This window comes from Bosea vestrisii (assembly GCF_030144325.1).
Lineage (GTDB): Bacteria > Pseudomonadota > Alphaproteobacteria > Rhizobiales > Beijerinckiaceae > Allobosea > Allobosea vestrisii_A.
This window is the reverse complement of sequence record NZ_CP126307.1, coordinates 1,723,767-1,745,323: the sequence shown is the minus strand read 5'-3', so window position 1 is coordinate 1,745,323 and position 21,557 is coordinate 1,723,767. Positions and strand designations below refer to the sequence as shown.

Annotated in this window: 22 protein-coding genes; 11 read left to right on the top strand and 11 right to left on the bottom strand. The window is 67.9% G+C overall.

What is annotated here, in order from left to right:
* Positions 1-142 precede the first annotated feature (142 nt).
* Positions 143-1,435, bottom strand: a complete 1,293-nt coding sequence (locus QO058_RS08695) for an aminotransferase class V-fold PLP-dependent enzyme (protein ID WP_284171632.1) — start codon at positions 1,433-1,435, stop codon at positions 143-145.
* 133 nt (positions 1,436-1,568) lie between these two features.
* Between QO058_RS08695 and QO058_RS08690 the strand changes: the two genes are divergently transcribed.
* A complete protein-coding gene (locus tag QO058_RS08690; RefSeq protein WP_284171631.1) occupies positions 1,569-2,171 on the top strand; it encodes a glycoside hydrolase family 19 protein in 603 nt (200 codons plus the stop codon).
* Between the two features lie 99 nt (positions 2,172-2,270).
* Here QO058_RS08690 and QO058_RS08685 read toward each other — a convergent pair whose 3' ends face one another.
* A complete protein-coding gene (locus QO058_RS08685; RefSeq protein ID WP_284171630.1) occupies positions 2,271-3,425 on the bottom strand; it encodes a trans-sulfuration enzyme family protein in 1,155 nt (384 codons plus the stop codon).
* 178 nt (positions 3,426-3,603) lie between these two features.
* On the opposite strand from QO058_RS08685, the gene QO058_RS08680 reads away from it, so the two are divergent.
* Positions 3,604-4,038: a TspO/MBR family protein gene (locus tag QO058_RS08680; RefSeq protein WP_284171629.1), complete on the top strand. Its 435-nt coding sequence runs from the start codon at positions 3,604-3,606 to the stop codon at positions 4,036-4,038.
* A gap of 12 nt (positions 4,039-4,050) precedes the next feature.
* On the opposite strand, the gene QO058_RS08675 is transcribed toward QO058_RS08680, so the two are convergent.
* From QO058_RS08675 to QO058_RS08665, 3 genes are all read right to left on the bottom strand, one after another.
* Positions 4,051-4,425 carry a response regulator gene (locus QO058_RS08675; RefSeq protein ID WP_284171628.1) on the bottom strand — a complete coding sequence of 125 codons (375 nt, stop codon included), beginning with the start codon at positions 4,423-4,425 and terminating at the stop codon, positions 4,051-4,053.
* Between the two features lie 3 nt (positions 4,426-4,428).
* Entirely contained in the window at positions 4,429-4,989 is a 561-nt protein-coding gene (gene hpt, locus QO058_RS08670) for a hypoxanthine phosphoribosyltransferase (protein WP_110491471.1), read from the bottom strand.
* Between the two features lie 144 nt (positions 4,990-5,133).
* A complete protein-coding gene (locus QO058_RS08665) occupies positions 5,134-6,180 on the bottom strand; it encodes a zinc-ribbon domain-containing protein (RefSeq protein WP_284171627.1) in 1,047 nt (348 codons plus the stop codon).
* Between the two features lie 135 nt (positions 6,181-6,315).
* Here QO058_RS08665 and ftsE point away from each other — a divergent pair, with 135 nt between their 5' ends.
* From ftsE to QO058_RS08640, 5 genes are all read left to right on the top strand, one after another.
* Positions 6,316-6,939, top strand: coding sequence for a cell division ATP-binding protein FtsE (gene ftsE, locus QO058_RS08660; protein WP_284172848.1), 624 nt, complete (start codon positions 6,316-6,318; stop codon positions 6,937-6,939).
* Positions 6,926-7,903 carry a cell division protein FtsX gene (locus QO058_RS08655; RefSeq protein WP_347976146.1) on the top strand — a complete coding sequence of 326 codons (978 nt, stop codon included), beginning with the start codon at positions 6,926-6,928 and terminating at the stop codon, positions 7,901-7,903. Before ftsE ends, QO058_RS08655 begins: the two co-directional genes overlap by 14 nt.
* 137 nt (positions 7,904-8,040) lie before the next feature.
* The gene (locus QO058_RS08650) at positions 8,041-8,775 is read left to right on the top strand and encodes a YdcF family protein (RefSeq protein WP_284171626.1); all 735 of its coding nucleotides are present in this window, start codon (positions 8,041-8,043) and stop codon (positions 8,773-8,775) included.
* A 53-nt stretch (positions 8,776-8,828) separates the two neighbouring features.
* Positions 8,829-9,611 carry a lysophospholipid acyltransferase family protein gene (locus QO058_RS08645; RefSeq protein WP_284171625.1) on the top strand — a complete coding sequence of 261 codons (783 nt, stop codon included), beginning with the start codon at positions 8,829-8,831 and terminating at the stop codon, positions 9,609-9,611.
* A 59-nt stretch (positions 9,612-9,670) separates the two neighbouring features.
* Positions 9,671-10,156 carry a hypothetical protein gene (locus QO058_RS08640; protein ID WP_284171624.1) on the top strand — a complete coding sequence of 162 codons (486 nt, stop codon included), beginning with the start codon at positions 9,671-9,673 and terminating at the stop codon, positions 10,154-10,156.
* 19 nt (positions 10,157-10,175) lie between these two features.
* Here QO058_RS08640 and QO058_RS08635 read toward each other — a convergent pair whose 3' ends face one another.
* On the bottom strand, positions 10,176-10,718 hold the full coding sequence (locus QO058_RS08635) for a gamma-glutamylcyclotransferase (RefSeq protein WP_284171623.1): 543 nt from the start codon (positions 10,716-10,718) through the stop codon (positions 10,176-10,178).
* 140 nt (positions 10,719-10,858) lie between these two features.
* On the opposite strand from QO058_RS08635, the gene QO058_RS08630 reads away from it, so the two are divergent.
* A complete protein-coding gene (locus QO058_RS08630; RefSeq protein WP_284171621.1) occupies positions 10,859-11,917 on the top strand; it encodes a DUF2125 domain-containing protein in 1,059 nt (352 codons plus the stop codon).
* Here QO058_RS08630 and rpoH read toward each other — a convergent pair whose 3' ends face one another.
* From rpoH to hemC, 5 genes are all read right to left on the bottom strand, one after another.
* Complete coding sequence (rpoH, locus tag QO058_RS08625; protein ID WP_129159708.1) at positions 11,918-12,814, bottom strand: RNA polymerase sigma factor RpoH; 897 nt, start codon at positions 12,812-12,814, stop codon at positions 11,918-11,920.
* A gap of 207 nt (positions 12,815-13,021) precedes the next feature.
* Positions 13,022-14,041, bottom strand: coding sequence for an RluA family pseudouridine synthase (locus tag QO058_RS08620; RefSeq protein WP_284171620.1), 1,020 nt, complete (start codon positions 14,039-14,041; stop codon positions 13,022-13,024).
* Positions 14,042-14,202: 161 nt separating this feature from the next.
* Positions 14,203-15,864 (bottom strand): heme biosynthesis protein HemY, encoded by a 1,662-nt coding sequence (locus QO058_RS08615; protein WP_284171619.1) that lies wholly within the window; start codon positions 15,862-15,864, stop codon positions 14,203-14,205.
* A gap of 15 nt (positions 15,865-15,879) precedes the next feature.
* Positions 15,880-17,835 (bottom strand): uroporphyrinogen-III synthase, encoded by a 1,956-nt coding sequence (locus tag QO058_RS08610; RefSeq protein ID WP_284171618.1) that lies wholly within the window; start codon positions 17,833-17,835, stop codon positions 15,880-15,882.
* Between the two features lie 24 nt (positions 17,836-17,859).
* Entirely contained in the window at positions 17,860-18,819 is a 960-nt protein-coding gene (hemC, locus tag QO058_RS08605; protein ID WP_284171617.1) for a hydroxymethylbilane synthase, read from the bottom strand.
* 155 nt (positions 18,820-18,974) lie between these two features.
* Here hemC and tsaD point away from each other — a divergent pair, with 155 nt between their 5' ends.
* From tsaD to QO058_RS08590, 3 genes are read left to right on the top strand one after another with little or no spacing between them, the layout of a single operon-like run.
* Positions 18,975-20,018 (top strand): tRNA (adenosine(37)-N6)-threonylcarbamoyltransferase complex transferase subunit TsaD, encoded by a 1,044-nt coding sequence (gene tsaD / locus QO058_RS08600; protein ID WP_284172846.1) that lies wholly within the window; start codon positions 18,975-18,977, stop codon positions 20,016-20,018.
* Entirely contained in the window at positions 20,015-21,013 is a 999-nt protein-coding gene (locus QO058_RS08595; protein ID WP_284171616.1) for an NAD(P)H-dependent glycerol-3-phosphate dehydrogenase, read from the top strand. The genes tsaD and QO058_RS08595 overlap by 4 nt, the downstream gene beginning before the upstream one ends.
* Positions 21,013-21,552 carry a L,D-transpeptidase family protein gene (locus QO058_RS08590; protein ID WP_432212025.1) on the top strand — a complete coding sequence of 180 codons (540 nt, stop codon included), beginning with the start codon at positions 21,013-21,015 and terminating at the stop codon, positions 21,550-21,552. The genes QO058_RS08595 and QO058_RS08590 overlap by 1 nt, the downstream gene beginning before the upstream one ends.
* Positions 21,553-21,557 lie beyond the last annotated feature (5 nt).

The following is a 21,557-nucleotide window of genomic DNA, read 5'->3' as shown; positions in this document are numbered from 1 at the left end:
CGGCGAGCCCGGAATCCATGAACTCCGTCGTAGCTAAGTGGAACGCGGCGATTACCGCGCTTTAATTGCGATGACCTGTGTTGATGGATTCCGGGCTCATGCCTTCGGCATGCCCCGGAAAGACGGTTGCGGTACTGGTCGTTCAGCCGGCGCGATTGCCCGAGACAACCGCGAGCGCCGCGATGAAGCGGTCGAGGTCCGCCTCGGTCAGATAGGGCGCCGGCGAGATGCGGATGGTGTTGCCCTTGGCGACGCCGCCGCGACGCACCGTCATTACCTTGTGCTGGTCGCGCAGCGCCACGACGACGGCGTTGCAGTCGGCTGCGGAGCGCTTTCCGGTGAGCGCGAAGGAGGTGATGCCGGCGACCATCTCGGGATCGTCCGGGGTCTGGATCTCGACGCCCTTCAGCTCGCGCGCCCGGGCGACCCAGTAGTTGCGCAGGTGCCGGTAGCGCGCTTCCTTGGCCTGCGGTCCGACCTCCTGATGTAGCGCGAGCGCGGCAGGGACGGTGAGCTGGGCGGCGAAGTTCGGCGTGCCGGTGTGGATGCGCGAGCGGACATCGTCCGCCTTGAAGTCCTCGTCGCCATAATGGGTGTCGATGTCCGCCAGCCGCTCGCGGGCGATGTACATGACGCCGACGCCGAGCGGCGCGCCGATCCATTTGTGCAGGTTGAAGCCGATGAAGTCGACGCCGAGGTCCTTGGCCTTGAAGTCGACCTGGCCCCAGCTATGGGCGGCGTCAAGAATGACGTCGATGCCGCGCGCCCTGGCCATGGCGGCGAGCTCCTTGACCGGCATCATCAGCCCGGTGCGGTGGCTGATATGGGTTAGCAGCAGGAGCTTGGTCTTCGGATTGGCCTTGAGCGCGGCCTCATAGGCTGCGAGCACATTGGCCTTGGTCGCGGGCTCGGGGATGTCGAATTTCGCGACCTCGACGCCGCGCCGGCTCTTCAGCCAGTTCATCGCGTACTGCATCGAATCATAGTCGAGATCGGCATAGAGCACGCCGTCGCCGGGCTTGAGCTTGTTGTAGCCCGCGATCAGGGTCTGCAGCGCCTCGGTCGCGCCGCGGGTCAGCGCGACCTCCTCGCGCGCCACGCCGAGGAATCCAGCCACCGGTGTGCGGACCTCGTCGAGATCCTGGCCGATCTTGGTGCGGGCGTAGACCGTGTTCTCGAAGTTCACGAAATCGGTCAGGCGCTTGTACTCGGCCTTCACAGGCTCGGCCATGATGCCCCAATAGCCGTTCTCGAGGTTCACCATGTCGGGCGTTACGCTGTAGAGGCGCGCAACCGCGTCCCAGTAGCCGGTATCGGTGCCGAGGCCATTGGTGGGCAGGGCGGGGAGCGAGCGGGCGAGGGCCGGCGCGGCGAGGGCGACGGTGCCGAGGGCGGCGAGCAGCGTGCGGCGGCTAAGGGCGGTCTGGTCGGTCATGGCGGGTTTTTCCTGCGGGGTTGGCACTCGCTAGACACCGGCTGTTTCAGGGGCATGACGATGGTAGGGCCGATTTATCCCCGCGATGCGAAACCGGTGCATACTCGCGCAAAGCGCAAACGGGAGTGCCGCCATGTCGATGCAGGGATCGCCAGCCGAAGAAGCGCCGATCGAGGAGCCGCAGGTTCCGCGGGTGCCGGATCTTGCCGTCACCGTCGCGCGGCTCGCCCGCCTGGCGCCGATCGGCAAGGCGGAGCTGATGAACAATATCGCCCTGCATTTCGAGCGGCTGGCTGCCGAGGGCGATCTGAGGACGCCGCTGCGAGTTTGCCATTTCCTGGCGCAGGCCGCGCACGAGACCGACCGTTTCCGCACGCTCGAGGAGAAGGGCGGGAAGAAGCAGTTCGCTCGCTACGAGGGTCGTGCCGATCTCGGCAATACCGAGCCCGGCGACGGCGCGCGCTATCACGGCCGCGGCATCTTCCAGCTGACCGGCCGGGCCAATTACAAGCGGATCGGCCGGATGCTGAACATCGATCTGGAAGGGCGGCCGGAGCTCGCGCTCGACCCGCGCATCTCGGTCCAGATCGCCTTCGCCTATTGGCGCGACCGCAAGATCAACGCCGCCGCCGACCGCGATGACGCAGCGCGCGTCACCCAGCTGATCAATGGCGGTGCCAACGGCCTCGCCGACCGCCGGCAATTGCTGACGACGGCGAAGGGAATCTGGTTCTAGGCGTCATTGCGAGCGGAGTGAAGCAATCCAGGAGTGCCAGCGCTCGACGGCTCTGGATTGCTTCGTCGCTGACGCTCCTCGCGATGACGGGAAGCAGCCTCAGCGATGCCCGGCCTTCAGAGCCTGGTCGAGATCGGCGTAGAGATCGTCGACATCCTCGATGCCCGTCGAGAGGCGCAGCAGGTCGGGCGGGCAGGGTGAGCCCGCGCCCTCGATCGAGGCGCGATGCTCGATCAGGCTCTCGACGCCGCCGAGCGAGGTGGCGCGCTTGTAGAGCTCGACATGCGCGGCCGATTTAATCGCCGCCGCCTCGCCGCCGGTAACCTGGACCGAAAGCATGAAGCCGAAGCCACCTTCCATCTGGCGGGCCGCGATGTCATGGCCGGGATGCTGCGGCAGGCCGGGATAGAGTACGCGCGAGACCAGCGGGTGGGCGGCAAGCTTCTGCGCCAGTGTCATGGCTGAAGCCGACTGGCGCTCCTGCCTGACATGGAGCGTGCGCATGCCGCGCATCAAGAGATAAGCCTCGAACGGGCCGAGGATACCACCCTGGCCCTTGCGCACGGTCTTGATGCGCGCCCAGAAATCGTCGCCCTGCCGGGCACAGAGCGCGCCGGCGATTACGTCGGAATGGCCGTTCAACACCTTGGTGGCCGCATGCATGACGATGTCGGCGCCGAGCGTGAGCGGGCGGGTGTGCACGGGCGAGGCGCAGGTCGAGTCGACCGCGAGCCTGGCGCCGGCCGCATGGGCGATCTCGGCGGCGGCGGCGATATCGGTGATTGTCCAGAGCGGGTTGGATGGCGTTTCAATCCAGACCAGCTTGGTGACGCCGGGCTTCACGGCGGCCTTCAGCTTGGCGAGATCGTCGCTCTCGACGAAGTCGATCTTCAGCCCCCAGCGCGTCGCCTCGGTCAGCAGCCAGGAACGCAGCGCCCAGTACATCACCTTGGAGGCAACGACGTGATCGCCAGGAGAGAGCGCCTGGAACACGGCGGTCGCGGCCGCCATGCCCGAGCCGAACAGCAGGGCGCCGGCCTTGGCCTCCTCCAGCATGGCGAGCACGGCTTGCGCCTCGTGCACCGTCTCATTGTCCGGCCGGCCATAGATGAAACCGGATGAGTAGGCGTTGTCCTCGTCGCGGATATAGGTGCTGGAGAGATGGATCGGCGGCACCACGGCCTTGGTGAGCGGGTCGATCTTGCCCATCGCCTGGGCTGCCAGCGAGCGGGGATGGAGAGGGCGCTTGGTCATGCTCGATCCGATTTCTACTATGAGAGACAATTCATCTCATCGTGCTTGCTGCAGTGCAAGAGGCCTGTCTTGCCTGGGGTGCAGATGCACCCCATTCTCGCCGCATGAGCATATCGACAGATAGCGCCAGCCGTCAGCCGGCAGTGTGGCTCGCCGCCCTCATCGCCATCCTGCCGGTGTGGCAGCTTCGCTGATCGGCAGCGCGGTGACGGTGCCGCAAATTCCTGGCTGGTATGCCGGCCTCGCCAAGCCAGCCTTCAATCCGCCGAACTGGCTGTTCGCTCCCGTCTGGACGGCTTTATTCGCATTGATGGCGCTGGCTGCTTTTCGCGTCTTGCGTCTGCCGAATGGTACGCCGGGCAGGATGCAGGCGCTGCTTGCCTACCACCTCCAGCTCGCGCTCAACATGCTCTGGTCCTGCGTGTTCTTCGGCCTGAACAGCCCGGTCGGCGGGCTCGTCGTGATCGCGCTGCTGCTGGTGGCGATGGTCTGGACGATGCGGTGTTTCGCAGCACTGGGCGACCGGCTGTCCGTGGCCCTGTTCGTACCCTACCTCGCCTGGGTCTCGTTCGCGACCCTGCTCAACGCGTCGATCTGGTGGCTGAATCGCTGAACCAGTGAGCGCTCATCCGATCGAGCGCTCGATTACGCGCAGCACCGTCTCGCGCAGTTCGGCGATGGTGAAGGGCTTGGTCATCACCTCCGAGACGATCGTCTCCAGGCTCTTGGCCCGCTCGCGCTGCTCGGCATAGCCGGTCATCAGCATGATGGTGAGGTCGGGGAACTGTTGCTTGGCGGCGAGCGCCAGCGCGATGCCATCCATCAGCGGCATGCGGATGTCGGTGAGCAGCAGGTCGAACCGACCTTGCTCGGCCATCAGGATGTCGAGCGCTTCGGCGCCGTCGCCGGCGGTCAGGCAGTCGTGCCCGTCCAAAGCGAGGCCACGCGCGACCAGCGAGCGCAGGCTCTCTTCGTCGTCGACCACGAGAATGCGCGACATCGATCAGATCCCCGGCAGGCCGGCCTGGTCGGCGGTCTCGATCACGCCGACATAGGGCAACTGGCGGTAGGAATGGGCGACGTCCATGCCGTAGCCGACGACGAAATAATCGGGGCACTCGAAGCCGACATAGTCCGCCTGGATATTGACAGCGCGCTTGGCCGGCTTCTCGAGCAGGACGGCGGTGGAGACCCGAGCGGCCCCCCGCGCGGCCAGCAAGTCCTTGGCGAAGGCGAGCGTGCGGCCGGATTCGAGGATGTCGTCGACGAGCAGCACTTGCCTGCCGCGAACATCGCTCTGGACGTCGCGCAGGATCTCGACCTGGCCGGAAGAGATGGTGGCGGCGCGATAGCTGGAGAGGTGCACGAATTCGACCTGCGGGGTCATGCCGGTGCGATGCATGGCCCGGATCAGGTCGGCGACGAACATGAAGCTGCCCTTCAGCACCGCGACGACGAGCAAATCCTCGCCGGAATCGGCTGCGATCTCGGCAGCCATTTCGGCATTGCGGGCGGCGATGGCCGCCTCGTCGTAGAGAACGCGGATACGTTGGGGCTGGGACATCGACGACCGTTCCTTATCGGCGTGGGCCCGTGCCCGCGCAGCCCCATGATCGCGGGCTAAACTCTTCAGGCCTCAGTCATAGCGTCCATGCGCCGACAATTGAAGCGGCCTGGGCCCAGGAGTCGGGAAACCAGGTGTGGGAAATCAGTAGAGAGCGGCGATGCCGTTGGGGCTACTGGCGCCAAAGCGCAACTGGACCGAGCGGCCGTTTTCGGGCGGCGAGGCGAGGCGGGCACGAAAATGCATCAACTCGGCCGACTCCAGCGACGTGCGCGGTGGCTCCGTCGTCCAGCTGTAGAGGACTTTGCCGTCCTCGGCCTGCACCGTCACCGTGATCGGCGGCACCTTGGCCGCGCCCTTGGTGATGTTGGTGACGTCGCCCGTGACCACCAGGAAGCGCCCCTGCGGGTCCAGAACCAGCTCGCTTTCCACGGCGCTGAAGGTCAGACCGCGCACATTCACGGGCAAGCCGATTTTCGCGTAGAGCGCGGCAAATTGCGGCGCTGCCCTCACGACGCGCTCGCGTTGCCAGAGGCCCAGTCCGAGGATGGCGATACCTACCACCACGAGGACACTCGCGGCAGCCGATGGCAGGCGGGCAAGCGGGTTGCGGGCGCCGGCCCAGCTCCGCTTCCGAGAAGGAGGCTGTTCTAATGCGTCTGGCTGCCGGGACTCGGCCCGCTCAGCCGTGATCGCGGAGATGCCGGCGTCGATCTCGCTGGCGCGGCGCAGTTCCTCCTCCAGCTCTGCGGCGGTCTGTTCCGGGCTGGGAGCGGTGGGAAGGTCCGGGATCGCGGCATCCAGGTCGGATTGCAGGATGTCGTTCGCCGGGCGTGCTTCGGCAGCCTGCGGCGCCTCGATCGTCCAGGTCGTTTGGCAACTGGCACAACGCACCTTGCGGCCGCCGGCCCCGATCTTGGCCTCGGCGATCTCATATCGGCTGGCGCAGTTGGGGCAGACAATCAGCATGGTCCAGAAACGGTCGCTCCGTGCGGCATCGGTACGGAGCCTGATCCTCTCGCCGCCCCATGCAAGCAGAAGCGGAAGCGGCATGCGGCTCCACGCCTCATAGGGTCGATTTATGGTTAATGTCGCGTAAAGCCGGCTGTCAGCTTGGGCCGCGACCGCTTTATCGGTGACCTTGCCGTTCGGGCCGAACGAGGCGTACTCGATGCGGTTTGAGGAAAACACGTTCGGCGCTTCCCGCCGGGCTATGGTCTGGGTGTAGGATCGCGCCGGCTTGGCAACCGTCCGGCACGATTCGGACGCGAGTGAGCGAGAGGAGCGGCGTTGGTTCGGTTCGAGAATGTCGGGTTGCGGTACGGGATGGGGCCTGAGGTGCTGAAGGACATCAACTTCAGCATTGCGCCGCGCTCGTTCCAGTATCTGACCGGGCCGTCGGGAGCCGGCAAGACCACGCTGATCCGGCTGGTCTTGATGGCGCTCAAGCCGACCCGCGGCCTCGTCAATCTGTTCGGCCAGGACGTTTCGCGCCTCGAAGCCAACACGCTCACCGATTTTCGTCGCCGCATGGGCGTCGTCTTTCAGGATTTCCGGCTGCTCGACCATCTGACGGTCTATGAGAATGTCGCTTTGCCGCTGCGCGTCATCGGCAAGGAGGAGGCGAGCTATCGCGCCGAGGTCGTCGAGCTGCTGCGCTGGGTCGGGCTCGGCGAGCGCATGCATGCGGTGCCCGCCGTCCTCTCCGGCGGCGAGAAGCAGCGCGCCGCGATCGCGCGCGCCCTGATCAGCCGGCCGCAATTGCTGCTCGCCGACGAGCCGACGGGGAATGTCGATCCCGGTCTTGGCCGACGGCTGCTCCGGCTTTTCATGGAATTGCAGTCGCTGGGAACGGCAGTGGTGATCGCAACCCACGATATCGCCCTGATGGAGCTCTACGACGCACCGCGCCTCGTGCTGGCGGATGGGCATCTGCATGTCGATGCCTGAGCCTCTCGATATGGACGATGGGGAGGAGGAGCGCCCGCGCGCCGGCCAGCGGCTGCCGGCCAGCCTGCGCCGCGACCAGCCTTTGGTCCCGGTCGATTCGGTCGCTGGGCGCGCGCTCGTCGTCGTCATCGCCATCCTGACCTTCCTCGCTGCGCTGAGCGCCGGGGCGGCGCTGCTCGCCGCGCGCGCCTCGGAGCAATGGCGCGGTGCGGTCGCCAACGAGATGACGATCCAGGTCCGGCCCGATCCGCGCCGGAACATCGAGCAGGACATTGCGCGCGCGGTCGAGCTCGCCCGGGCTGTGCCGAGCGTGGCCGAGGCGCGGGCGATGCCGCGTGCTGAATCGGACAAGCTGCTGGAGCCCTGGCTGGGGGCAGGGCTCGATCTCGTCGAATTGCCGGTGCCGCGGCTGATCGTGCTGCGGCTCTCCTCAGCCGCCGCCAACGATCTCGTCGCCTTCAGCCAGGCACTGCGACGCGAGGTGCCGAGCGCGACGCTCGACGACCACCGGCTCTGGGTGCGCCGCCTCTCGACCATGGCCAGCACCATCATCCTGGCCGGCGTCGCGGTGGTTCTGCTCGTGTTGGTGGCGGCCGGGCTCGCGGTCGCCTTCGCCACGCGCGGGGCCATGGCGGGCAGTCGCGATTCGGTCGAGGTGCTGCATTTCGTCGGCGCAACCGACGAGTTCATCGCGCGCGAGTTCCAAACGCGCTTCGTCGCACTCGGCCTGCGTGGCGGCGCAGCCGGTGGATTGGCGGCGATCCTCGCGATCGCGTTGCTCGGCCTTTTGTCCTCGGCCTGGAGCGCTACGCCTGAAGCCGATCAGTTGCAGGCGCTGTTCGGGGCCTTCGAGATCGGCTGGTCGGGCTATGCGGCCGTCGTGCTCGTCGCGGCTGTGGTTGCGGCGATTGCGGGACTCGTCTCGCGGCTGACGGTGCGGCATTATCTGCGGGCGATGGGCTGACTCGCTTCGCGGCGGGATTGCGAAGGTGCCGTCATTGTGCCCGATTGGGCGGTTAGTTCCTGAACGTCATGGTGCTGCTTGGAACCCGGCAAGGCCATCTTCCCTATGTTGAGGACAGCCCGGCTGCCCTGCGACCGATGACGACGCTCGTCTCTCCGCGGCGCCGCTTTCTTCGCCGTTTCCTGTTCTGGTCATGCTTCGCCGGCGGCCTGGTCCTGGTCGCCGGCTATGTCCGGTTCGCCACCGCGCTGTCGGTGACGGAAGCTGGCTCGCCGCCCAGGACGGACGCGATCGTCGTCGTGACCGGCGGAGCGCAGCGGATCGGCGACGCCATCAGCCTGCTCAATGCCGATCGGGGACGCCGCCTGCTGATCAGCGGCGTCAATGAGAAGACTGGCCGCGACGAACTGGCCAAGCTCAATCCGACGGCGCGCGAGGCGCTCGCCTGCTGTGTCGATCTCGATTATCGCGCCCGCAACACGATCGGCAATGCGATCGAGGCGCGGCGCTGGGTCCGGCGTCACGCTTTCCGGTCGCTGCTGGTGGTGACCTCGAACTATCATATGCCGCGCACGCTGCTCGAACTCGCGCATGCGATGCCGGGCGTGCGCTTCGTGCCGCATCCTGTGGTGACCGACCAGGTCGACGTCAGCGGCTGGTGGCGCGACTGGCACGCGATCCGCCTGCTGGTGCCGGAATACCTGAAATATCTCGTTGCCGGCGTGCGCAGCAAACTCGAGACAGACCCCGAGACCTCGCGCCTTTCCGTGATCATCGGCGGGCGGAAGCCCGTCTCGCCGAAGCCCGGCGACCAGATCGGCCCCGAGCACGACAAGCGTTCTCGGGCGCCGTCGCCGGCACACGGGGCCTGACCCGATGCAAGAGGGCTCTTGACGCATTCGGGCTGTCGGGGTTCTTGCGGACCATGCTGCTGATCCGCTCACTCCTGTTCAACGTCGCGTTCTACCTGAACCTCGCATTCTGGGTGCTCGCAGCCATGGGGACGATGGTGTTGCCGCGGCGCTTCCTGCTGGCGATCGCGGTGCGCTGGGGACAGACCTCGCTTTGGCTGATGCGGGTGATCGTCGGCACGCGCTGCGAGATCGTTGGAACTGAGAACATTCCGCCGGGCGGCATCATCATGGCGGCCAAGCACCAGTCGACCTGGGAAACCTTCGCGCTGGTGACGGTGTTCCGCAATCCCGTCTATATCCTCAAGCGCGAACTGACCTGGCTGCCCTTCTTCGGCTGGTGCCTTATCAAATTGAGGATGATCCCGGTCGACCGCGGGGCGCGCAGCCGCGCCCTGCAGGAGGTGACGCGGCGTGCCAAGATCGAGCTCGGCGAGAACGGCCGGCAGCTGATGATCTTCCCCGAGGGCACACGCCGCCCCGCCGGTGCCGAGCCAGCCTATAAATATGGCGTCACCCATCTCTATACCGAGCTCGGCCTGCCTTGCGTGCCGGTCGCGCTCAATGCCGGGCTGTTCTGGCCACGCCGCAGCCTGATCAAGCGGCCGGGCACGATCCGCGTCGAGATCCTGCCGGCGATTCCGCCCGGCATGAAAAAGCTGGAATTCCACGCCCTGCTGCAGGAACGTATCGAGACGGCGAGCAACCGGCTCCTGGCAGATGGCCTTGCCGAACTCGCCCGCCTCGGAGTGCCTCCTCCTGTCAGTATACGGCAGGAGCCTCAACCCCGCGCCTGATCGGCCTTGACAAAGGTCGGGAGTGTTCCGATTTTGTTCTAGAACAAAGGAGGAACGACATGGCTGCTCTAGCCCGAGCCCGTTTCCCATTCGACCGCCACCGGTCGATCGACAAGATGCCGCGCCAGCTCAACCTGCTGGAGGCGCTGCAACCCGCCAGGACGGAGCGTGCTGCTCCATTGTTCGGCGATGATGCCACGCTGCCAGGACAGGTGCGGGAGATGCCACTGCGCGCTACCGCCCATCTCGCCGAGCGCCGTTTTACCGCCTGGCGCGGCCGCTCCGGCCGGCGCTATGTCGCCTCGGTCTTCGCCATCCAGGACGGGCACGCGCTCAGCTTCAGCGATGTGGTGCTGCTGGCGGTCTCGCCCGATCGCACGATCGTCGCTGCGCGCGACAGCGGGCCATTCGGCATCGATGCGGCGCTGACGCGCTGGCGCGATGCTGTCGCCATGGCCGGTGCCAGCGAGATCCATGTCCATCTGCTCGCCGAGGACGGCGCCAGCCGCCGCGCCGCGCTGTGCGACTTGATGCCCGAGGCGTGAGCGCTCAGATCGGCGCTGGCTACCCCGTCCTGTCGAGCTCGGCCACGAGATGGGCGAGCAGCGGGTCGTGGATGCCCATCTCGTGCAGATGCTCGTGGGTGCGCCGGACATAGTCCGGGTTCTCGCCCGAGACGCCCTTGCCCTGGCGCACCAAAGCGAGCACCGCCGCCTCCGGCAGGCGCCCGGCATATTGCTCATGCGCGCGGTCGGCGATGTAGGTGATGGCGTTGAGGCGCCGTCCGTCGTCGAGCCGTAAAGCGAGCCTGCGCTCAAGATAGACCGCCGTCGCCTGCTCCCGGGCGCGCAGATAGTCGATCGTCTCTTCCGCTTGTTCGGCGGGAATGCGGAAGGCGACCCCGCGGCAGATCCCGCCCCGATCGAGACCGAGCACCAGCCCCGGCACTTCCGGCGTGCCGCGATGGACATGCGAATAGATGCAGAGCGCGCGATGATAGCCGTGCAGGCGCGCGCTGGCACGCTCGACGAAGGCGAAGCCCGGGCGCCAGATCAGCGAGCCGTAGCCGAACACCCAGAGATCTTCCGGCGGAAGCGGCGCCGTCATCCCGTCCCTCACAATTTAGCCTGCTTGCCTCGCCAGAGAGGGCCTTCGCGATCCGTTGCTGGCAACCTCCGCCGGCGCTGGCGCGCAGCGGCCCCGGTCGCTATCAACCCGCCAAGGTTTTCGCAATGGAGCGCCCGCGCATGCCCGATATTACAGCCGTGCGCCGGCACAGCCGCTTTTGGCTCTATGCACCCTTCGTGCTGCTGGCACTGCTGGCTGCCGGCTGGTCGGGGATCTGGGGCTTCGCGCGCAACAAGGTCGACCAGGAGCTCGATGCCGGCATCGCCCGCGAGGCCCGCGCCGGACGCAACTGGACCTGCCGCGAGCGCGATGTCGGCGGCTATCCCTTCCGCATCGAGGTGCGCTGCGCCAGCCTGACGCTGACCTCCTCGCGCTGGGGCGACGAGGTCAAGGTCGATGCCGGCCAGGCGGTCGCGGTCGCGCAGGTCTGGACCCCCGGCCACATCATCCTGCAGATGACCGGGCCGATGCTGGCCAACCTGCCGCAAGGGCGGAAAGCTGCCCTCGACTGGAAGGGGCTCGCCGCCAGCCTGCATCTCAGTGGCCTCGCCTTCGAGCGTTTCTCGCTGGTGCTCGGCGAGCCTGTGCTGACCGTCACCGAGCCCGGACAGGCCGCCGCCGAGACCTGGCGGGCGACTGCCACTGAGATACATCTGCGGCCCAATCCGCAACGCTTCACCAGTGAGGGTACGGTCGATCTCGCTGTCAACGCCAAGGGCGGCGTGCTGCCGGCGCTGGAAGTGCTGATTGGCAATGGTCAGCTCGCCGATCTCGACCTGCAGGCCAGCTTGTCGCGGGCGCCAGCCTTCCGGCGCGGCTTCAACCCCGATGCGCTCGAAGCCTGGCGTACCTCTGGCGGCGGGCTCGACGTGACCAAGCTCGTCCTGACGAAGGGGCCGGTGCGGCTCGAGGCCAGCGGCCTGATTGCGCTTGACGAGGCGCATCGGCCGGCTGGCAAGGTCTCGGCGGCAGTCGCCGGCGTCGATCGTATCGCTGGCATCAAGGTCGGCGGCCTGGCGGCAGGCCTCGGCGCCCTGTTCGGTGGACGTGGTGGCGATGGCACGCAAAACAATACGGCGGCAGGGCTTTCGCCCCTGCCGCCGCTGGTCCTGCGCGAGGGCAGGGTCTTCCTTGGGCCGCTCCGGCTGCCCTTGCAGCCGTTGCTACCGCTCTACTGATCAGGCCGCGGGCAGGGCGGCCCGCGGCGCCTCGATCTTCACCAGCGCCTTCTTGACCGCGTCCTGCACCTTCTCGAAGGCGCGGACCTCGATCTGGCGGACGCGCTCGCGCGAGACGCCGAACTCCTCGGAGAGCTCCTCCAGGGTGATCGGGTCCTCGGCGAGACGGCGCGCTTCGAAGATGCGGCGCTCGCGATCGTTAAGCACGCCCAGCGCCTCACGCAGGGCCAGATGGCGGTTGTCGCTCTCTTCGGAGTCGGCAAGGCGGCGCTCCTGGCTCTCGCTGTCGTCGACGAGCCAGTCCTGCCATTCGCCTTCGCCATCCTCGCGTAGCGGCGTGTTCAGCGAGGCGTCGCCGCCGAGGCGGCGGTTCATGTCGATCACGTCCTGCTCGTTGACGCCGAGCTTGGTCGCGATGGTCTTGACCTGGTCGGGCTTGAGATCGCCCTCGCCGAGCGCCGAGATCTTGCTCTTTGCCTTGCGCAGGTTGAAGAACAGCTTCTTCTGGTTGGCGGTGGTGCCCATCTTCACCAGCGACCAGGAACGCAGGATGTATTCCTGGATCGAGGCCTTGATCCACCACATCGCATAGGTCGCGAGCCTGAAGCCCTTGTCGGGCTCGAAGCGTTTGACCGCCTGCATCAGGCCGACATTGCCTTCCGACACGACTTCGCCCATCGGCAGCCCGTAGCCGCGATAGCCCATGGCGATCTTGGCGACGAGGCGCAAATGCGAGGTCACGAGCCTATGGGCCGCGTCGCGGTCGCCATGCTCGCGCCAGCTCTTGGCCAGCATGAATTCCTCGTTCGGTTCCAGCATCGGAAACCGACGAATCTCATCCAGGTAACGTGAAAGTCCGCCCTCCGCGGACATGACGGGCAGCGATGCAATCGCCATGCTCGTACTCCTTTTCCGGCTCCCGCTTCACGGCGAGCCAACCACCCGATGTTCCATCGGGCAGGATTTTTCGGTGCTCCCTCCAGCGACGACCTCCGTCGAATCGCTGGCTCAGCACCTCAGCGGCGCCCCTTTAGCCATCCGCTTTCGCAGTGCAGTATAGACGATGCGAGGGTGGCGGAAAGTGGGCAGCGCAGCAAAAATCCGTCACAGGATCGAGAGCTCGGCTTGCAAACGTGCAAAGTCGGTCGGCGGTTCCGACTCGAAGCGCAATTCCTCGCGAGTGACCGGATGTTCGAATCCGAGCAGGCGCGCATGCAGCGCCTGGCGGCCGAGATCGGCGAGCGCGGCCTGGGCTTTCTCCGGCAGGCGGCTCGCTTTGGTCATGAAGCCGGAACCATAGAGCTGGTCGCCGAGCAGCGGGTGGCCGATATGGCTCATATGCACGCGGATCTGGTGCGTGCGGCCGGTTTCGAGCTGGCACTCGACCAGGCTCGCCAGCGCCTCGATCTCCTCATGACCGCGCAGCAGAGGCGGGTAGCGCTCGATCAGCTCGATATGCGTGATCGCCTCGCGGCCGCGCCCCTCACCGACCACCATCATCTTCTCGCGATTGCGGTTGGAGCGCTCGATCGGGGCATCGATCGTGCCGGTCTGCCGGCGGGGCGAACCCCAGACTATAGCGAGATAGGCCCGCTCCAGCGGCCCGGTGCGGCCATGGTCGGCGAATTGCTTGGCGAGGCCGCGATGGGCCTTGTCGTTCTTGGCGACGACGAGCAGGCCGCTGGTGTCCTTGTCGAGCCGGTGGACGATGCCCGGCCGGCGCACGCCGCCGATGCCGGAGAGGCTCTCGCCGCAATGGGCGATCAGCGCGTTGACCAGCGTGCCGTCCTCATGGCCGCCGGCGGGATGGACGACGAGCCCGGCCGGCTTGTCGATCACGATCAGGTGCTCGTCCTCGAAGACGACGGTGAGCGGGATGTCCTGGCCGATCGGCGCGGCGGGCTTCGCTTCGGGCATCACGAGAGAAAGGCGCTGGCCGGCGACGACCTTGCGGCTGCCATCGACGACAACCGCGCCGTCGACGCTGACGCCGCCCTCCTTGATCACCTGCTGCAGGCGGGCGCGCGAGACCTCGCCGCCGAGCAGTGCGAGAGCCTTGTCGAGGCGCAGGCCTGCCTGCTCGGGGGCAATGACGAGTTCGGTGGCAGTTTCGGGTGTGGTCATGCGCCGTCTATAGGCGCTCGGGGAAAAAATCACACCCTGGGATCATGCGTCATGCTCGGGCTTGACCCGAGCATCTCAGGCCGGAGGAGGCTCCGATTGGAGCTTTCTCGTCACGAGATTCTCGGCTCTTCGCTACGCTTCGGCCGAGAATGACGTGCTTGTCAGCTGAAGATCCGGAAGCGACCCTTGGCCTCGCCTGGCGCCTGCTGCTCGGGGCCCGGATCGTCCGGGGCATGCGCGACCGGGAAGACAACCGGGGCGGGTTTGGCCTGCTGCGGCGCCGGCTTCGTCGTTACTGGCGCGATCTCGACGACAGGCTCCGCCGGGGGCGGAGCCGGCGCGGCAGGCGGTTCCACTTTGGCCTCAGCCTTGGGCTCCGGCTTTGCCTCGGCTTTTGGCTGCTCGATCGTCACGGGCGGGGCAAGCCCGGCCGGCACCGTCACTGCCTCCGCGACCTCGGCCTTGCCTTCCAGCAATGGCGCCGAGGGCTCGTCGAGATCGGCGAGGACATCGTCGTTGAGATGGGCGCCCTGGCTGCCGAGCGTCGCCGGCGGCACGGTCCAGACAAAGGCATCGAGCCGGCCGGAGATCGGCGAGACCGGCAGCCACTGATCGGAGACGAGGCCATCGGCGACCCAGGCGGCGTCACGCGGGGCGCGGGTGGCGCGCCCCAGCCATTCGCGGACGCGGCCGGTTGCGCCGTGCTCGGCCTCTTCCAGCTCGGCCATCAGCAGGCAGGCGCGGACCGAAGCGCCGCCGGCGAGCAGCGGCTTCAGCGTGGAACGGGCGCGGGCAAAATCCTGGGCGTGGATGGCGGCGCCGGCCAAGGCCAGCACGCCTTCGGGATCAGCCGGGCGCAGCTTGGTCAGCGTCTCGGCACGGGCAAGGCGGTCGCGGGCACTGTCGCCGGGCCGGACGTCGAGATAGGCGCTGGCGACATCGGGATGCGAGACCTGCTTCCAGGCCGCTTCGAGCAATCGTGCCGCCTTCTTGATGTCGCCGCGTTCCGACAGCATTCGGCCGGCCAAGGCGGCGGCTGGGGTCAGACCTGGCGCGAGCTTGACCGCTTCGAGCGCGGCGGCAAGCGCCTTCTCAGGCTCGCGATCCTTGGCGTCGAGCGCCTCGGCTGCGAGCAGGACAGCGCGCTGGCGTTTGGCCTCGCCCTTGTCGGAGAGGCGCAGCGCGGCCCGGCGCTCGACCGCGGTGCGAGCCGCCTGCCAGTCGCCTGCGGCGGTGTGGAAGTCGAGCAGGGCGTCGTTGGCCCAGGCGAGCGAAGGCGAACGGCGCACCGCATCGTCGGCGAAGGCACGGGCCGCGGTCATGTCGCCGCGCCGGCGCGCTTCGACGAAGAGCCCGCGCAGGCCGAGCACGCGGGTTTCCGGCTTGTCGAGCATCGCCTTGAAGGCGGCCTCGGCCTGGCCGCGATCGCCGGAGAGCTGGGCCGACTGCGCTTCGAGCAGCAATGTCAGCGGCTCATTGGCCACGAATTTGCGGGCATCGACGGCATGGCGTCCGGCGGCGATGGGATCGCCAGCACCGATCGCGACCATGCCGCGCGAGATCGCCTCGAAACCGCGAGCCCGGCGCCGTGCCCGCGAGGCAAAGCCGAAAGCGGAGGGCAGGCCGAAGACGAAGCGCATGATCGCCCAGGCGACCAAAGTGAGAAAGGCGAGCACGACGACGCCGATCGCGGCGATCGCGACGCTGGTCTCGATGCGGTAGCCCTGCCAGAGGATCGAGACCTCGCCCGGCCGGTCGGCGAGCCAGACCGCGCCGATGGCGACGAGCGCGATGATGAAGAGATAGACCAGTACGCGAACCATCGGGATCTATCCTTCTCAGCCTGCCGTACCCAGCGCCGCGACCGCATCCTGCGCGATGCGGTTGATCGTCGATTCCGCGATCGCTCGCAGCCTCAACGCCAGGCCGAAAGCTTCGCTGCCACGCCGTGCCGGCTCGGGCAATTGCGTCCAGAGCTCAGCCGCCTTCACGACGTCGTTCTGGGTGAGCGCCGCTTCCAGCCGAATCGGCAGGGTCGCGGGATCGGTTGAGCCGGACTCGCCGACCGGGCGGATGGTGACGATGCGGCTCGCCAGCCCAAGCAGCTTGTCTTCCCAGCTGTTCGCGGCCGGCACGGTTTCGCGCACGAAAAGGGCGCGATGGCTCCTGAATTGCGTCAGCAGCTGGTCGCGAGTCGCGGCGCCAGTACCGGCCACCGCGGCGAGAGCTGCGCGCTGCTCGGCGGGGATGTCGCCGAGGGCGGCGAGATCGGGCTGGAAGGGCCGGCCCGATCCGATCGCGTCGCGGATGCGCTCGGCCAGGACGACGCGCGCAGCGGCCACTGCCTGCTTGCTCGGCTGGGCAGCGCTCTTGGCGGCCGCTTCGACGCCAGCGAGACGCTGGCCCAGCGTCGCGGCTGCGTCGCGAGCCGCGGTCGCGGTGCTGTCGGCGCGGTCGAGCTTCTCGTTCAGCCCGGCGGCGATCGTCGCACCGGCAGCCGGAGCTGCCTTGGCCAGTTCGGCGAGCCGAGCGGCATTGGCCTGCGCCTCGCCGCTTGCCTTGGCGGCGCTCTCGGCCGCTGCCGCTGCCTTGCGGTCGACGGCATCGAGTGCTGCGCGGTTGGGCAAAGCGGCGCTCTGTGCCTGCAACGTCTCGACGCGCTTGGCAAGCTCGGCCAGTTGCGCGCCGTCATCCGGACCGGAGAGGCGCAGACCCAGCAGCACCAGGCCGGCGCCGATCACGCCACCGGCGAGGCCGGCGAGCGCGACGGTCGGCAGATTGTAGCGGCGCTGATGCTCGGGCACCGGTGGCGGCGTGAATTCCTGGGCGAGCGCTTCTGTCGGTAGCACCGCTTCGGCTTGTGTCTCGGTGCGCTCGGCCGCGGCCGCGCTTGTCGCCGAAGCGGTGGCCTCGGCAGATAAGGTCTCGACAGTGTCGGTAGCCGCAAGCTCGATGGTCGGCGGTGTCCTGCCGGAGCGATTGCGGCGCTTGCCGGCCGGGCCCTGTTCGCTGCTCGGCTCTGCCGTCATGCCGTCCTTGTCCTCTGCCGCTTCCGGCTCCTTAGCATCGCCAGTCAGCAGAGTGCGAGCGGGAAGCTGGTCGAGTGCGGCGAAGAGGGCTGCTTCTTCGGGATGTTCGGCGACGAGCACGGTGTCCGAACCGGCCGCGATCAGGGGCGCGGCGACCTCGATCGAGAGTGCGATCTGGGGCAGCGCCTGTGCCTGCTCGGCCAGCCCGGCCTTGCCGGCGAGGTCGAGGAAGATTTGGGCGCTGCGCGGCGAATAATGCAGGGCGGCGTCGGCCGAGCCGTCACGCAAGGCGTCGGCGGCCGGGGCGGGCAGGGCATCGACAGCCTTCGCCTCATAGGCCGTCCACAGGGCCACCTCGTGACCGGCATCGCGCAATTGCTGCGGCAAGTCCTCGTGGCGATCACGGCCAGCGACGAAGAGCAGCTTCTGGCCCTTCGGCAATTGTTGGAGGATCAGCGCCAGCAGCTCGGCGCGCCCGCCTTGAGCGCTGTGCGCGGTGAAGCCGAGCTTGCCGACCGTGTCCGCCGTGCGCGTGCCGACGCAGAAGGCTGGCAGGGTCTCGCGCCAAGCCTTCGGCAGGGTTTCCACTGCCGGCACGGCATTGGCGCTGGTCAGGACGAGGGCGTCGAACGGCCCCTTCGGCGGCTTCTCGCCGCTCGGTATGATCTGGAACAGCGGCGCGACCACCGGATCCTGGCCGCGCTCGCGCAAGGCTTGCGCGCTGCGCTCGGCATCCTGCTGAGGTCTGAACACCAGAACGCGCATATCGTCTCCTCGTGCGGACTTTGCTCAGGCCGGATCGTAGATGCCGGCCGGGGCGCGGGCGCGCAATTCGCGCCCAAGATCGGCTCCCAGTTGCGCGGCCTCCGTGACGGAACCAAGGCGCTCGCCCTCGGCGCTCGCCTTACCGTCGGGCGAGAGCAGAAGGCCACGCAAGTGCAGGCGGTCGCCGTCGACGGTGGCGTGGCCGGCGATCGGTGTGCGGCAGGAGCCGTCGAGCTCGGTCAGGTAGGCACGCTCGGCAGCAAGGGCATGGCCGGTGTCGCGGCAGATGATCGGGCCGAGCGCTGCGGCGGCGGCAGCGTCATTGGCGCGAATCACCACGGCGATCGCGCCCTGTCCAACGGCGGGCAGGCATTCCTCGAGCGAGAGGATGCCGCTTGCCTTGTCGGCAAGGCCGAGGCGGCGCAGGCCGGCGAGGGCGAGCAGGGTCGCATCGATCTCGCCGCTCGCGACCTTCTCCAGTCGCCGTCCGACATTGCCGCGCAGCAGTGTCACCTCGAGATCGGGGCGGGCCCGCTTGAGGATGGCCTGGCGCCGCAGCGAGGCTGAGCCTACGACGGCGCCCTGCGGCAGGTCGGCGAGGCGCGAGATGCCGCGCGCGATCAGCGCGTCGCGAACGTCCTCGCGTGGCAGATAGCCGGCGATGACGAGGCCATCGGGCAGGGCGGTCGGCAAATCCTTGGCGGAATGGACGGCAAAATCGATGGTGCCGGCGAGCTGGGCGGCGTCGATTTCCTTGGTGAAGAGCCCCTTGCCGCCCGCTTCCGACAGCGCGCGATTCTGGATCGCGTCGCCGGTGGTACGGATCACATCCAGTGGCAACTCGGCGCTGTCCCAGCCATGGGCGGCGCCGAGCCGGCGCGCAAGCTCGTGCGCCTGCGCCAGGGCCAGTGGGCTGCCACGCGTGCCGAGAATGAAGCGGCCAGGGAGCCGGCTTTCGCGTGGCGGGGTCGGCATATCGGTCATTCGCTGCGAGGTCTCCGCTTTCGCGCCATCAACCGGCGCTGGCCATTGGCCTTCGCCTTCATGCAGCACTATACGGAGGAAATCCCCGCGCGAAACCGCGCACCCTGGCGGCGCCCCGGCTTCAGGGTCGATGCCCGCCCAACGTCACGATGAGCATGCGAGTTCTGGGCATAGAGACGACCTGCGACGAGACGGCCGCCGCGATCGTCTCGGTCGAACGCTCTGGCGAAGCCAAAATCCTGTCGAACGAAATCCTCAGCCAGATCGCGGCGCATGCCGCCTATGGCGGCGTCGTGCCCGAGATCGCCGCGCGGGCCCATGTCGAGGCGATCGACCGGATCGTGATGCGCGCCTTCGAGACCGCCGGCATGAAGCCGTCCGAGATCGACGGCGTCGCCGCAGCGGCTGGGCCGGGGCTGATCGGCGGCGTCATGGTCGGTCTCACCACCGCCAAGGCGATCGCGCTGGTGACGGGCCGGCCCTTCATCGCGATCAACCATCTCGAAGGCCATGCCCTGACGGCGCGGCTGACCGACGACATCGCCTTTCCCTATCTGCTGCTGCTGGTATCGGGTGGTCACACGCAGTTGCTCGCGGTGCGCGGCGTCGGCGACTACCTCCGGCTCGGCACCACGATCGACGATGCGGTCGGCGAGGCCTTCGACAAGATCGCCAAGATGCTCGGCCTGCCCTATCCAGGCGGTCCCTCGGTCGAGCGCGAGGCGAAGGCCGGCGATCCCGAGCGCTTCGAATTCCCGCGGCCGATGAGCGGACGGCCCAATCCGGATTTCTCGCTGTCGGGCCTTAAGACAGCGGTGCGGTTGGTTGCCGAGCGGATCGCGCCGCTCTCCGACCGTGACGTCGCCGATCTCTGCGCCTCCTTCCAGGCGGCGGTCGTCGACGTGCTGGTCGACCGGACGCGGGCCGGCCTGCGCGCCTGCCGCGAGGCCGGGATCAAGCCGACCTCGCTGGTCGTGGCCGGGGGCGTCGCCGCCAACCAGCAGATCCGCAACGGGCTGGTGCGGCTCGCGACAGAGGCCGGTCTACCGATGGTCGCGCCGCCGATGGCGCTGTGCGGCGACAATGGCGCGATGATCGCCTGGGCCGGTCTGGAGCGCCTGCGGCTCGGCCTGGTCGACGATATGACCGCAGTGGCGCGCCCGCGCTGGCCGCTCGACGAACTCAGGGCGAAGGCATGAGCGGACAAGCCCGTTACGGGACGATCGGCGTCGCCGGTGCCGGCGCTTTCGGCTCGGCGCTGGCGCTTGCCGCGGCGCGGGCCGGGCGCCGGGTGCTGCTCTGGGCCCGCGACGAGGAGACCGTGGCGAGCCTGCGCGACAAGCGCGAGGCACCACGATTGCCGGGTGCAAAGCTACCCGACGCGATCGAACCGGTTTCGGATATCGCGGCACTGGCACAGGCCGAGGCGCTGATCCTGGCGGTGCCGACACAGGCGCTGCGTGCGGCTTCCGAGCTACTCGCCCCGCCGCTGCGCGAAGGGCTGCCGGTGATCTCGGCCGCCAAGGGTATCGAGCAGGGCAGCGGACGCTTCACCACGCAGATCATCACCGAGGCAATGCCGCATGCGGTTCCTGCGGTGCTGTCGGGGCCGAGCTTTGCCGCCGATATCGCCCGTGGCCTGCCGACAGCGCTGACACTTGCCTGTAGCGACGCCGTACTGGCACAGGGACTGGCCGAGGCGCTGAATTCATCCGCGCTGCGCATCTATCACAGCAGCGATCCGCGCGGCGTCGAGATCGGCGGTGCCGCTAAGAACGTGCTTGCCATTGCCGCTGGCATCGCGATCGGTCTCGGGCTTGGCGAGAGCGCCCGGGCCGCACTGGTGGCGCGCGGCTTTTCGGAACTGCGCCGCTTCGGCGAAGCCCATGGCGCGCAGGCCGAGACCTTGATGGGGCTTTCGGGACTGGGCGACGTCGTGCTCTCCTGTGCCACGGCGCAATCGCGCAATTTCGCTTATGGCCAGGCCCTGGGGCAGGGCAGATCGCCGACCGAAGCCGCCGGTGGCAAGCTCGCCGAGGGTGCCTTCACCGCCTCCGTGCTGGTCGAGATGGCGCGGGCGCAGCAGATCGACATGCCGATCGCCGAGGCGGTCGCGACCATCATCGCCGGCACCGTCGGCGTACGCGAGGCGGTCGCCGATTTGCTGGCTCGGCCGGTGCGGGCCGAGAATTGATGAGGTTGATGCTGAAGCGCATCGTCATTCTCGCCGTTGCAGGAGCGGCTCTAGCTGTTGGCCTGGAGTTCATGCAGGTGTTCCGGGTGCCGCCGGCGGTCGCGTCAACCGAAACACAGGCGACGCGGGTCGTGGTCGAAAAAGCCGCCCGTCGGCTGACACTCGAACGCGATGGCCGGGTGCTCGCCCGTTATGCCGTCGCCCTCGGCCCGAGCCCGATCGGGCAAAAGGCGCGTGAAGGCGATGGACGCACGCCGGAAGGCGTCTACGCCGTCGATTTCAAACATCCGCGCAGCCGCTATCATCTGGCCCTGCGCATCTCCTATCCCGATGCGCGCGCGAACGAGGCGGCGCGGCAGGCCGGCGTCTCGCCCGGCAGCGACATCATGATCCATGGCATCCGCAATGGCCTCGGCTGGCTCGGCAGGCTGCATCGCGAACGCGACTGGACGGATGGCTGCGTTGCCGTCACCAATGCCGAGATTCGTGAGATCTGGTCGCGTGTTCCCGAAGGGACGCCGGTCGAGATCCGGCCATGAGGTTC

Bases quoted from the DNA above. Each gene is read 5' to 3' on its own strand.
- QO058_RS08695 (WP_284171632.1), bottom strand. From the start codon at position 1,435: ATGACCGACCAGACCGCCCTTAGCCGCCGCACGCTGCTCGCCGCCCTC.
- QO058_RS08690 (WP_284171631.1), top strand. From the start codon at position 1,569: ATGTCGATGCAGGGATCGCCAGCCGAAGAAGCGCCGATCGAGGAGCCG.
- QO058_RS08685 (WP_284171630.1), bottom strand. From the start codon at position 3,425: ATGACCAAGCGCCCTCTCCATCCCCGCTCGCTGGCAGCCCAGGCGATG.
- QO058_RS08675 (WP_284171628.1), bottom strand. From the start codon at position 4,425: ATGTCGCGCATTCTCGTGGTCGACGACGAAGAGAGCCTGCGCTCGCTG.
- hpt (WP_110491471.1), bottom strand. From the start codon at position 4,989: ATGTCCCAGCCCCAACGTATCCGCGTTCTCTACGACGAGGCGGCCATC.
- ftsE (WP_284172848.1), top strand. From the start codon at position 6,316: ATGGGGCCTGAGGTGCTGAAGGACATCAACTTCAGCATTGCGCCGCGC.
- QO058_RS08655 (WP_347976146.1), top strand. From the start codon at position 6,926: ATGTCGATGCCTGAGCCTCTCGATATGGACGATGGGGAGGAGGAGCGC.
- QO058_RS08650 (WP_284171626.1), top strand. From the start codon at position 8,041: ATGACGACGCTCGTCTCTCCGCGGCGCCGCTTTCTTCGCCGTTTCCTG.
- QO058_RS08645 (WP_284171625.1), top strand. From the start codon at position 8,829: ATGCTGCTGATCCGCTCACTCCTGTTCAACGTCGCGTTCTACCTGAAC.
- QO058_RS08640 (WP_284171624.1), top strand. From the start codon at position 9,671: ATGGCTGCTCTAGCCCGAGCCCGTTTCCCATTCGACCGCCACCGGTCG.
- QO058_RS08635 (WP_284171623.1), bottom strand. From the start codon at position 10,718: ATGACGGCGCCGCTTCCGCCGGAAGATCTCTGGGTGTTCGGCTACGGC.
- QO058_RS08630 (WP_284171621.1), top strand. From the start codon at position 10,859: ATGCCCGATATTACAGCCGTGCGCCGGCACAGCCGCTTTTGGCTCTAT.
- rpoH (WP_129159708.1), bottom strand. From the start codon at position 12,814: ATGGCGATTGCATCGCTGCCCGTCATGTCCGCGGAGGGCGGACTTTCA.
- QO058_RS08620 (WP_284171620.1), bottom strand. From the start codon at position 14,041: ATGACCACACCCGAAACTGCCACCGAACTCGTCATTGCCCCCGAGCAG.
- QO058_RS08615 (WP_284171619.1), bottom strand. From the start codon at position 15,864: ATGGTTCGCGTACTGGTCTATCTCTTCATCATCGCGCTCGTCGCCATC.
- QO058_RS08610 (WP_284171618.1), bottom strand. From the start codon at position 17,835: ATGCGCGTTCTGGTGTTCAGACCTCAGCAGGATGCCGAGCGCAGCGCG.
- hemC (WP_284171617.1), bottom strand. From the start codon at position 18,819: ATGACCGATATGCCGACCCCGCCACGCGAAAGCCGGCTCCCTGGCCGC.
- tsaD (WP_284172846.1), top strand. From the start codon at position 18,975: ATGCGAGTTCTGGGCATAGAGACGACCTGCGACGAGACGGCCGCCGCG.
- QO058_RS08595 (WP_284171616.1), top strand. From the start codon at position 20,015: ATGAGCGGACAAGCCCGTTACGGGACGATCGGCGTCGCCGGTGCCGGC.
- QO058_RS08590 (WP_432212025.1), top strand. From the start codon at position 21,013: ATGAGGTTGATGCTGAAGCGCATCGTCATTCTCGCCGTTGCAGGAGCG.